This window comes from Streptomyces sp. NPDC042371, from assembly GCF_056437465.1.
The window spans coordinates 1-10619 of record NZ_JBWKAP010000029.1; the positions used below are offsets into that span (position 1 = coordinate 1).

Consider the following 10619-nt stretch of genomic DNA (forward strand, 5'->3'; position numbering starts at 1 on the left):
GTGTGGGCCGGGGGGGTTTTTTTCTCTGGGTGGTGGGGGGGGGGGGGGGGGTGGCTGGGGGGGGGGGGGGGGGCCCCGCCCGGGCCCCCCCCCCCCGGGGGGGGGGGGGGGGGGCGGGCCCCCCCCCCCCCCACTCCTCCCTGTCCGCCTTCCGCACCCCCGCCTATTGACTAAAAGTCAATTCGGCGCCACTCTCTGGACGCGTACCCGGCCGTGGGTCACCCCTGGGAGGCGAAGTGAGCACCGGAACACGGGAGCAGCACGAGCGGCTCGGCGCGGAGCTGCGGGACCAACCGCCGCAATCCTTCGAACAGTTGGAGCCCCCGCACCTGGCGGCGCTCGCCGACGCACTGGAGCGGCAGCGCGAGAGCCGGGCCGCCGGACTGAACGAAGCCGCAGAGGAGGCACTGAAACTCGTGCCCGCCCTGGCCCGCGGCCCCGTCCGCCGGATCCTCTTCCGCTAGGGCCCTTCTGATGGATCTCCGTGGGGTCGCGACGCCCGGCACGCACTCCCCCTAGCTCTCGGCTGCGCTCGAGCAGGGGGGACCCCCATGCCGCACGGTGGAAAGGGACAGGTGGCTCCGCCACATGACCCTTTCCACCGCACGCCGATCGCACGCACCGGACGCCGCTCCTCCTCCCACGGAGATCCATCAGAAGGGCCCTAGCCGAGACGAGCGAGGAGTCAGCATGGACAAGCTGCGCGGCAGGGCCGAGGCCCTCAAGATCGCCCACCTGCTCGACGTCGAACCCGACGCGCTCGCCTTCCTCCAGGGCCTGCCCGTCGAGGACGTACGCCGCTTCCGCACCCAGACCGTCGCGGCCCTCTTCGACCGGGCGCCCGACATGCTCGACCGGATCGCGTCCGCCACGAAACTGGTGCCCGCCGGAGTCGCGGCCGCCATCTCCCAGAAGGCCCTCGGCCCGCGCCTGGCCGCCGCCGTCGCGGGCCGCCTGGAACCCGCGCGCGCCGCCGACATCATCGAGAAGCTCCCGGTGTCGTTCACCGCCCGGTCCTGCGCCCACCTCGACCCCCGCCGCATCGAGGGCATCGTGGGCCGCCTCGGCGAGGACCTGGTCGTCCGCATCGCCGTCGCCCTCGCCGAGCGCGGCGACCACCTCACCATGGGCCGCTTCGTCGGCCACCTCCCCGACCCCGCGCTGCGCCGCATCCTGCCGCAGGTCGACGACGCCGCCGTCCTCAGGACCGGCTTCGTGATCGACGTACCCGAACGGCTCGGCCACATCATCGAGTTGATGGGCGAGGAGCGGCTCGCCTCGGTCATCGGCTCCGCGTCAGCCGACGGACTGTGGCCCGAGGCGCTCGCCGTCGCGGGCATGGTCACCGGCGAACAGCGCGGCCGCATCGCCTCGCTCACCGCGGGACAGCCGCAGGACCGGCTCGACTCCCTGGTCACGACGGTGGCGGAGCAGGACCTGTGGGAGTCCCTGCTGCCCCTGGTCGCGCTCCTGGGCGAGGACGAGCGGCGAGCGGTGGCCGAACTGCCTTCGCTGCGGGGCGCGGACGTGCTCGCCGGGGTGGTGCGCGCGGTCGTCGCCACCGCCCTGTGGGCGGAGTTCCTGCCGCTCGTGGACGCGCTGCCCGCCGAGTCCCGCAAGGTCGTCGCCGACACGGCGGGCGCGCTGCCCGAGCCCGATCTGGACGCGCTGGCCCGGGAGGTCGACAAGCAGGACCTCTGGGAGCTGGTCATGCCGCTCGTCGAGCTGATGGACGACGACGCGAAGACGCGGATCTTCGCGCTGCCCGCGTTCCAGGACCAGACGGGGGTGTAGGGCCAGGCGGGGGCGTAGCGCCGGGCGGTAGCCCACACGGCGGTCGCAGGATCGATTCGGCAGCCCCGCACGGGTGACACCCCGCATGTGCGGGCCGCCGACGGGGGATGGCGCAGCCGGACCCGTCGACTCCCGGACGGGTCCGGCCACCCCAGGCGCCGGACGTCCCGGTCCCGCGCCCGTACGGAAACGGAATTCATGCGCCTTCGCCACACCGTCGCCGCCGCCCTCGGCGCGCTCGCCCTCGTCGTCACCCTGCCGACCTCCGCGAGCGCCGCCACCGGCGACTTCTCCTACAAGTTCGTCGGCCTCGACGGCACACCGCAGTCGGCCACCCTCCACGACCCGCCGAGCCCCGGCTGCGTCGCCCTGCCCGAGGTCGCCGACCCGGACTCCTCCGAGCCCGCGTTCGCCCCGCACAACGACACCGACGAATGGGTGATGGTGTTCACCGGGGAAGACTGCACCGGCGACTCCTGGACGCTGCGTCCGCACGGCAACCCCGCCACCGACCGCCTCAAGCTGCGCTCGGTGTTCCTGACCGGCCGCCACTAAGGCCCTGAGGCAGGCCCTGGCGCCGGGAGCGCTCACCCCGTCGTCGACCCGCCGTCCACGGTGAACTCCGCCCCCGTGACGTACGACGACGCGTCCGACGCCAGGAACAGCACCAGCTCCCCGACCTCCTCCGGGCGGCCCATCCTGCCCAGCGGCAGATGGGACCAGTCCCGCCCGGCGGAGGCGGCGGAGATCATCGGGGTGTCGACCGCCCCCGGATGGACGGAGTTGACCCGCACCCGGTACTTGGCCAGGTCCAGCGCCGAGGAGCGGGTCAGACCCCGCAGGCCGAACTTCGTCGAGCCGTACGCCGCGTGGCCCGGGATCCCGACCAGCCCCGCCGTCGACGAGACGTTCACGACCGAACCGCCGCCCGCCTCCTTCAGCGCGGGCAGCACCGCCTGGATGCCCAGGAACGGCCCGAGCAGGTTGACCCGGACCAGGGCCTCGAAGTTCTCGTACGTCTCGTCCTCCACGGACGCAGTCCGCCACAGCGCCGCATTGTTCACCAGGACGTCGAGCCGCCCGAAGGCATCGAGAGCCCTTGCCACGGCCGACGCCCAGCTCTCCGCGTCGGTGACGTCGTGCCGTACGAACAGCCCCTGTTCGCCCAGGGAATCGGCGACCTCGCGGCCCTCCTCCCGTACGTCGGTCACCACGACCCGCGCCCCTGCCGCCGCGAACAGCCGCGCCTCCGCCGCTCCCTGGCCGCGCCCCGCCCCCGTGATCAGGACGGTCCTGCCGTCCAGGCCGTAGGAGACCTTTCGCGTCTCACGGAAGTTCATGCCACCCTCCGTATGTCCGCACGTGCCGAATCGGCATGTGTCTAGCAGTCATATGTGCAAGGTGGAAGGGCGGGGCGGCACATGGGATCCGCAATCAGTCTGCGCAAGGTGGAGGACTCGGCGCCTGCCCTGGTCAGCCTCTACAAGAGCGCCGGGGTCTCCCTGCGCAAGCACGGCCTGGAGGGCGCGCGGGCCGCCGTCTACCTCGTCGTCGACTACTCCGGCTCCATGCGCCCCTACTACCAGGACGGCAGCGTCCAGGCCCTCGCCGACCGCGTCCTCGGCCTCTCCGCGCACTTGGACGACGACGGGGTCGTGCCCACCGTCTTCTTCTCGACGGACGTGGACGCGGTGACGGACATCGCGCTGGACAACCACCACGGCCGGATCGACGACATCGTGGCCGGGCTCGGGCACATGGGCAAGACCAGCTACCACCTGGCGATGGACGCCGTCATCGACCACTACGTCGAGAGCTGTGCCAGCCGTGAGGGCGCCGCCACCGCGCCCGCCCTCGTCATCTTCCAGACCGACGGGGGCCCCATCAACAAGCTCGCCGCCGAGCGCTATCTGTGCAAGGCGGCGAAGCTGCCCCTGTTCTGGCAGTTCATCGGCTTCGGCGACCCGAAGAGCAAGCAGTTCGACTACCTGCGCAAGCTCGACGAGCTGGCCGTCCCCGCCAAGCGCCCCGTCGACAACGCGGGCTTCTTCCACGTGGGCGAGGACCCCCTGGCAGTGGCGGACGACCAGCTCTACGACCGGCTGGTGGGGGAGTTCCCCGCGTGGCTCGCGGCGGCGCGGGCCCGCGGGATCGTCGCCCCGAAGCCGGGCTAGGAGTTATCCGGACGCACCGGCGATGGCGAGCTCCCCGCGGATCTGGGTGGTGACGGCGGAAATGAGCTGGTCGAACTGCTCGTCCGCGGTGGGGAGGGGCAGCGCGGCGGCCCGGCGGAGCGTGGGGATGTCGAGGTCGGCGTGGCCTTCGAGCCAGGCGTCGGGGACGAGGGTGCTCCGGTCGGCTCCGGAACGGTCGGCGGGCTGCTCGACCAGGAGGGCGAAGGAGAGGACGAGCAGGGAGAGGTGGCGGTGGGCCGAGAGCGCCGCCGGGATGCCGAGGCCGATGTCCTGCAGCAGCCGCAGGAAGCGGTCCAGGTTGAGCAGGCGGTTGGGGTGCACCGAGGTCGGGGGCGCGTCCTCGTCGAGGGAGACGAGCAGGGCGCGGGGCCAGCGGCGGTACAGCTCACGCAACGAGCGGGCGTAGTCGGCGACGGACGCCTCCCAGGCCGCGGGGTGCAGCGGGGGCGGGTTCCACGAGGTGAGCAGGAGGTCAACCACGAGGTTGACGACGTCCTGACGATCCTCGACGTAGTTGTACAACGCCCGCACGGTGACGCCCAGTTCGGCGGCGAGCGCGCGCATCGTGAGGGATCCGAACCCCTGTGTGCCCGCCATGTCCAGAGCCTTGGCGGCGATGATCTCGCGAGTGAGGACCGGGCGGCCCTTGCGCGTGGCGGGGCGGCGTCGGGAGGCGGCAGGCATGGGCGTCAGCCTACGGCCCGAGCCTGAACTTCACACATGTTGACTTTTAGCGGTGCGCGCCTCCAGGCTGACCACGTCACGCCTGTCCGCACCCGTCCACGCCCGGAGGCCGACTTCCTCATGCCGTCTCAGCGCTCCCGCCGCTTACCGCCGTTGAGCGGCGTCCTGGTACTCGTGATCGCCTCCACGGGGCTGGTAGTCGTCGACCTCACGATCGTGGCCATCGGACTTCCGCTGATCAGTGCGGAGCTCGCGGACGGAGCGTCGGCCGAGTCCGTGGTGGTGACGTACATGGTCGCCATGGGCGCACTCACCCAGGTCGTCGGGAGCATGTCGGACCGGTGGGGCCGACGGCCGCTGTTCCTCGCCGGGATCGCCGTGTTCAGCGTGGCCTCCCTGGCCGCGACTCTGGCGCCCAACCTCTTGTGGCTCGACGTCGCCCGGGTGGTCCAGGGCGCGGGAGCGGCGGCGATCATGGTGAACGGCATCCCCTTGCTCTCCGACCGCTATACCGGCGAGGAGCGCAACCTCGCCATCGGCGCCTGGGGCTCGTTCGCGACCGCGGCCGGACTGCTCGCCCCGGTCCTCGGCGGAGTACTGACCGACGCCTTCGGATGGCGGGCGGTCTTCGCGGTCAATCTGCCTCTCGGGGTGGCCGCCTGGGCGCTGGCCGCACGCGTGCTGCCGCGCTCACCGGTCGCGCCGGAGGCAGGACGGCCGGACTGGCTCGGCAGCCTGCTGCTCATGGCAGGTCTGGGCCTGGCGACCCTGCTGATGCTCCGCCCCGGCGCCGCGACGTGGTCCGGCCGGGACACCGCACTGCTGTTCTCCGCCTGCCTGGCACTTGCCGCCTTCCTCGTCGTGCAGCTCCGCGTGCCTGTGCCGACGCTGGAACTGCGCATGTTCGGCCGACCCGCGTTCTCCGGGGCGATGCTGGCCGTCGTCCTCTCGCGCGTCCTGACCATCGGGGGTTCGGTCTATCTGGTGCTGTACTTCTCCGACGGCCTCGGCATGAGTCCGACGGCGGCGGGCCTGCTGATGACCCCGATCTTCATCGGCCAGATCGCCATGGGCATGGTCGGCTCCAAAATGCTCAGCCACTGGGCTCCCGGCCTGGTGATCGGCTCCGGCTACGCACTGAAGGGTGTCGGCCTCGCCGCACTGGCGCTGCTGATCACACCGGACACCCCGTGGTGGGTGCTGCTCCTGCCGCTGCTCTCCTGGGGAGCCGGCGGCGGGATCGCCGGCGCGCCCGTGATGGCCGTCGCCGTGCGGGTCACGGCACCCGAACGGGTCGGCATGGTCGCCGGGACCGTCTCCACCCTCGCCTCCCTCGGCGCGGGCGTCGGCACCGCGGCGCTCGGCGCCGTCTTCGCCCTCCACGGCGGCCACGACAGCCACGCCGTCACCGACGGTGCCCGAGCCGTCCTGATCACCTCCGCGGCCCTCGCGGCCGTCGCGGTGTTCACCACCATCACGCTCATCGATCCGCGCCGCACCCCGCGCCCCGACCGCGGCCGGGCCGCGCCTTAGCCGACCATGCGCCCGCGCAGCTTCAGGACGGTGCCCGCGTCCAGGCCGAGCCCCTTGGTCAGATAGCCCTGGAAGCCGCCGTAGCGCTGGGTGGCCTCCGTCAGTGCCGTGTCGAGGTAGTCGGCGCGGACCTCCTGGAGCGGGATGATCAGGTCCGGGTTCTGCATCAGCCCGCCCTGCTTGAGCGCCTCGCGGAGCTTCGCGTCGTACGCGGCCCGGTAGGTGTTGGAGGCCAGGTAGTCACCGGCCGCGGTCCGCTCGTCCACGCCCACCAGACGCAGCAGCAGATAGGTCGTCCAGCCGGTGCGGTCCTTGCCCGACGTGCAGTGGTAGAGCAGCGGCGAGCGGCTGTCGGCGATGTCGCGCAGGGTGGCCGCGAACTGCGCGCGGTTGGCGGAGTCGGTGACGAACGTGCGGTAGACGTCGCGCATGAACGCGGCCGCCCTGCCGTTGCCGAGCATCTCCTCCTGCTTGACCGGGTCCTTGGAGCCGATGGCGGTGAGGAGCTGCGTGAACAGGCCGTTGTCGGTGACGGGCCGGGAGGTGGGGGAGAGCCCGGCGGGCAGCCGGTCCGCCCCGTCGTACTGCACCTCGGCGGGCACCCGGAAGTCGATCACCTTCTTCAGGCCGAGCCCGGCGACCGTGCCGAGGTCGGCATCGGTGAGCTTGCTGAGGCCGTCGGCGCGGAAGACCCGTCCGAGGCGGACGCGCTCCCCGTCGTAGGTCCGGTAGCCGCCCACGTCTCGTACGTTGACCGCGCCCTGAAGGGGGATCTGGCGGACGGCTTCGGATGCGGGTGCGGAGGCTGCGTACGGAGGTGCGGTGGGCGCCACGGTTTCCGAGGGGGCCGCCCATGCGGGCAGCGTGCCCAGGGCGAGCGCGGAGATCGCCAGTCCGGTTGCGGTACGGGTACGAGAGATGCGCATCGGTCCGCCTTCCCATCGGCCTACCAAGCGATTGTTTGGCCGAAGGTAGCGATGTGATCTTGAAGGGGGAAGGGGTGTGCGCGAGGAGGTGCCGTGCGAGCCGGACCAGGAGCATGTTAGGGTTATGTGTTGCAGTTTTGGTACCCATGAACTTTATGTGCGCCTGACGGGAATGCTCCGAGGGCGCATTATTGTTTTTCCGGTTCTCTCCGGTATGGGGGTCATTGCAGCGCTGGAGATTCGCAATTCGGTGTTTCTCCAATCACTGCCCCTGTTGAGGAGATTGACATGGCAACCGGCACCGTTAAGTGGTTCAACTCGGAAAAGGGCTTCGGCTTCATCGAGCAGGACGGCGGCGGCCCCGACGTCTTCGCCCACTACTCGAACATCGCGTCCTCGGGCTTCCGTGAGCTCCTCGAGGGCCAGAAGGTCTCCTTCGAGGTGACGCAGGGCCAGAAGGGCCTGCAGGCCGAGAACATCGTTCCTGCCTGATCGTCGCAGCGCGCGAACCTCACAGCCGAGGCCCGCACCGGAAGGTGCGGGCCTCGGCTTGCGCTGTCATCGGGCCCTACGGGCCCAGAGCCGCACCGGCTCAGAGGTCCGGAAGTCCAGCGACCAGGAAGGCACTACTGCATGAACCGCTCCGAGCGTCCGGCACGCCCCGCCCGTAAGCGACCCGCCACCGCAGGCGGAAACGCAGGCGGCAGCGCAGGCGGAAGGGGCCGACCGTCCGGCCAGGCGAAGGGCTCCGCGCACTCCGCGAGGAAATCCGGAAACCGTCGGCCGAAGCCGGTCCAGGGCGGCGAGTTCGCCCTGCCCGAGAGCATCACGCCCGCCCTGCCCGCCGTCGAGGCGTTCGGCGAGCTTGACATGCCCGAGGCCCTCCTGAAGACGCTGGCCGCCCAGGGCGTCACCGACCCCTTCCCGATCCAGGCGGCCACGCTCCCCAACTCCCTCGCCGGGCGCGACATCCTCGGCCGCGGACGTACGGGCTCCGGCAAGACCCTCGCCTTCGGCCTGGCCCTCCTGGCCCGCACGGCCGGGCACCGCGCCGAGCCGCGGTCCCCGCTCGCCATGGTCCTGGTCCCCACGCGCGAGCTGGCCCAGCAGGTCACGGACGCGCTCACCCCGTACGCGACGGCGGTCAACCTCCGCCTCGCCACCGTCGTCGGCGGCCTCTCGATCAGTCGGCAGGCGAGCACGCTGCGCCGCGGCGCCGAGGTCCTCGTGGCCACCCCCGGCCGCCTCAAGGACCTGATCGAGCGCGGCGACTGCGACCTGTCGCGGGTCCGCATCACCGTCCTCGACGAGGCCGACCAGATGGCCGACATGGGCTTCATGCCGCAGGTCACGGCGCTGCTCAAGCAGGTCGAGCAGGGCGGCCAGACGATGCTCTTCTCGGCGACGCTGGACAAGAACATCGACCGGCTCGTCCGGATGTTCCTGACCGACCCCGTCGTGCACTCCGTCGACCCGTCCGCGGGCGCCGTGACGACGATGGAGCACCACGTGCTCTACGTCGCCGACGAGACGGACAAGAAGGCCGTGGCCATGCGCATCGCCGCCCGCGAAGGCCGCGTGATCATGTTCCTGGACACCAAGCGGGCCGTGGACCGCTTCACCAAGCGGCTGCTCGCCAACGGCGTGCGGGCCTCCGGGCTGCACGGCGGCCGTTCGCAGCCGCAGCGCAACCGGACGCTCGACCAGTTCAAGAACGGCCAGGTCACCGCGTTGATCGCGACGAACGTCGCGGCGCGCGGCATCCACGTCGACGACCTCGACCTGGTCGTGAACGTCGACCCGCCCACCGACCACAAGGACTACCTCCACCGGGGCGGGCGCACCGCGCGGGCGGGGGAGTCGGGCAGCGTCGTCACCCTCGTCCTTCCCGACGAGAAGCGCGAGATGACGCGGCTCATGACCGACGCGGAGATCCGGCCGAACACGGCGCGCGTCTCCTCCTCCGACGAGGAGCTGACCCGGATCACGGGCGCGCGGGAGCCCTCGGGCGTTCCGGTGGTCATCGAGACCCCGCAGCCGCAACAGCAGGCCAAGACGCCCTCGCAGCGCCGTCGCCGCCCGCGCGGTGGCTCCGGTGCCGGTGGCGCGGCCCAGGGCGGCCAGGCGCAGGGCGGGCAGCGACGCACGCCCCGCCAGGGCCAGGGCGGGTCCGGCGCGGCCGCGGGCAGCGGCGGCGGCAGGGCACGCCGTGGTGGCGGCCGTCCCGGCGGCGGCGAGCGCGGCGGCGCGCAGGGCGGCCGCCGCTCCGCGGCCTGACGCCTGACGCCTGACGTCTGACGTCTGATGCGGCCGTGGGACCGGCCCGGCCGGTCCCACGGCTCCACCCGCCCCACCTGCACCATCTGCACTACCCGTCCCACCCGAGCCACTCGGCCCACCCGGTCCCAAGGAGCCCGCTCGATGTCATCGGAGCGCGACCCCGTCACCCTGCCTCTGCTCGAGGACGACCGTGCCGCGCTGCGCGCCGACTGCGGCAGCTGCTTCGGGCTGTGCTGTGTGGCGCTCACCTTCTCCGTGTCCTCGGACTTTCCCGTGAACAAGGACGCGGGGAAGCCGTGCGGCAATCTGCGGGACGACTTCCGGTGCGGCATCCACCGCGACCTCCGGGACAAGGGGTACCGGGGATGCACCGTGTACGACTGCTTCGGGGCGGGGCAGCGGGTCTCTCAAGGCACCTTCGAGGGGCGCGACTGGCGTCGGGATCCGGCCACTGCCCGACAGATGTTCGAGGTCTTCCCGCTCATGCGGCAGCTCCACGAACTGCTCTGGTACGTGACCGAGGCGCTGACGTTCCCGCAGACCCGGCCGATCGCCGCCGACCTGGAGCGCGTCCTCGCCGAGACGGAGCGGCTGGCCCAGGGTGACCCCGACGCCGTCGCCGAGACGGACGTCGCCGCCCACCGCCAGGTCGTGAACACGCTCCTCCTGCGCACCAGCGAACTCGTCAGGGCCGAGCACCGGGGCCAAGCCGGTCAAGGCGGCAAGGGCGGCAGAGGCGGCAGGAACGCCAAGGGCGCCAAGGGTGGCAAGAAGAAGGACCGCAGGGGCGCCGACCTCATCGGCGCCCGGCTCAGGGGCGCCGCCCTCGCGGGCGTCGACCTGCGCGGCTCGTACCTCATCGGCGCCGACCTGCGCGATGCCGATCTGCGGGCGGCCGACCTCATCGGCGCGGACCTCCGCGACGCGGACCTGCGCGGCGCCGACCTGACCGGCGCGCTCTTCCTCACCCAGTCGCAGGTGAACGCGGCCAAGGGCGACGACGGCACGAAGCTGTCCGCCTCCCTCCACCGCCCCGCGCACTGGTCGCAGACCTGACCGAGCGGCGACCCGCTGGGTGCCGCACCGCTAGGGCCCTTCTGATGGATCTCCGTGGGGTCGCGACGCCCGGCACGCACTCCCCCTAGCTCTCGGCTGCGCTCGAGCAGGGGGGACCCCCATGCCGCACGGTGGAAAGGGACAGGTGGCT

The 10619-nt window shown here is 71.9% G+C and carries 11 protein-coding genes; 8 read left to right on the forward strand and 3 right to left on the reverse strand.

The genetic code is table 11. The features are described from left to right. Positions 1–236: 236 nt before the first annotated feature. The 3 genes from AC068B_RS41055 (at position 237) to AC068B_RS41065 (ending at position 2349) form a co-directional block, all read left to right on the forward strand. Entirely contained in the window at positions 237–464 is a 228-nt protein-coding gene (locus AC068B_RS41055) for a hypothetical protein (protein WP_478676554.1), read from the forward strand. 226 nt (positions 465–690) lie between these two features. Next, positions 691–1794: a hypothetical protein gene (locus AC068B_RS41060; RefSeq protein ID WP_478676555.1), complete on the forward strand. Its 1104-nt coding sequence runs from the start codon at positions 691–693 to the stop codon at positions 1792–1794. A 198-nt stretch (positions 1795–1992) separates the two neighbouring features. Next, the gene (locus AC068B_RS41065; RefSeq protein ID WP_478676556.1) at positions 1993–2349 is read left to right on the forward strand and encodes a hypothetical protein; all 357 of its coding nucleotides are present in this window, start codon (positions 1993–1995) and stop codon (positions 2347–2349) included. Positions 2350–2381: 32 nt separating this feature from the next. On the opposite strand, the gene AC068B_RS41070 is transcribed toward AC068B_RS41065, so the two are convergent. Next, positions 2382–3134 (reverse strand): SDR family NAD(P)-dependent oxidoreductase, encoded by a 753-nt coding sequence (locus AC068B_RS41070; protein ID WP_478676557.1) that lies wholly within the window; start codon positions 3132–3134, stop codon positions 2382–2384. 81 nt (positions 3135–3215) lie between these two features. On the opposite strand from AC068B_RS41070, the gene AC068B_RS41075 reads away from it, so the two are divergent. Further along, on the forward strand, positions 3216–3968 hold the full coding sequence (locus AC068B_RS41075) for a VWA domain-containing protein (RefSeq protein WP_478676558.1): 753 nt from the start codon (positions 3216–3218) through the stop codon (positions 3966–3968). 3 nt (positions 3969–3971) lie between these two features. Here the strand turns inward: AC068B_RS41075 and AC068B_RS41080 are convergent, their stop codons facing one another. Continuing rightward, on the reverse strand, positions 3972–4673 hold the full coding sequence (locus tag AC068B_RS41080; protein WP_478676559.1) for a TetR/AcrR family transcriptional regulator: 702 nt from the start codon (positions 4671–4673) through the stop codon (positions 3972–3974). 120 nt (positions 4674–4793) lie between these two features. Between AC068B_RS41080 and AC068B_RS41085 the strand changes: the two genes are divergently transcribed. After that, complete coding sequence (locus AC068B_RS41085; protein ID WP_478676560.1) at positions 4794–6206, forward strand: MFS transporter; 1413 nt, start codon at positions 4794–4796, stop codon at positions 6204–6206. Here AC068B_RS41085 and AC068B_RS41090 read toward each other — a convergent pair. Further along, entirely contained in the window at positions 6203–7132 is a 930-nt protein-coding gene (locus AC068B_RS41090; RefSeq protein WP_478676561.1) for a tyrosine-protein phosphatase, read from the reverse strand. The genes AC068B_RS41085 and AC068B_RS41090 overlap by 4 nt on opposite strands. 288 nt (positions 7133–7420) lie before the next feature. Between AC068B_RS41090 and AC068B_RS41095 the strand changes: the two genes are divergently transcribed. From AC068B_RS41095 to AC068B_RS41105, 3 genes are all read left to right on the forward strand, one after another. Further along, positions 7421–7624: a cold-shock protein gene (locus tag AC068B_RS41095; protein ID WP_030362889.1), complete on the forward strand. Its 204-nt coding sequence runs from the start codon at positions 7421–7423 to the stop codon at positions 7622–7624. A 141-nt stretch (positions 7625–7765) separates the two neighbouring features. Beyond that, positions 7766–9409: a DEAD/DEAH box helicase gene (locus tag AC068B_RS41100; protein WP_478676562.1), complete on the forward strand. Its 1644-nt coding sequence runs from the start codon at positions 7766–7768 to the stop codon at positions 9407–9409. A gap of 144 nt (positions 9410–9553) precedes the next feature. Beyond that, positions 9554–10468 carry a pentapeptide repeat-containing protein gene (locus AC068B_RS41105; RefSeq protein ID WP_478676563.1) on the forward strand — a complete coding sequence of 305 codons (915 nt, stop codon included), beginning with the start codon at positions 9554–9556 and terminating at the stop codon, positions 10466–10468. The last annotated feature ends 151 nt before the right edge of the window (positions 10469–10619 follow it).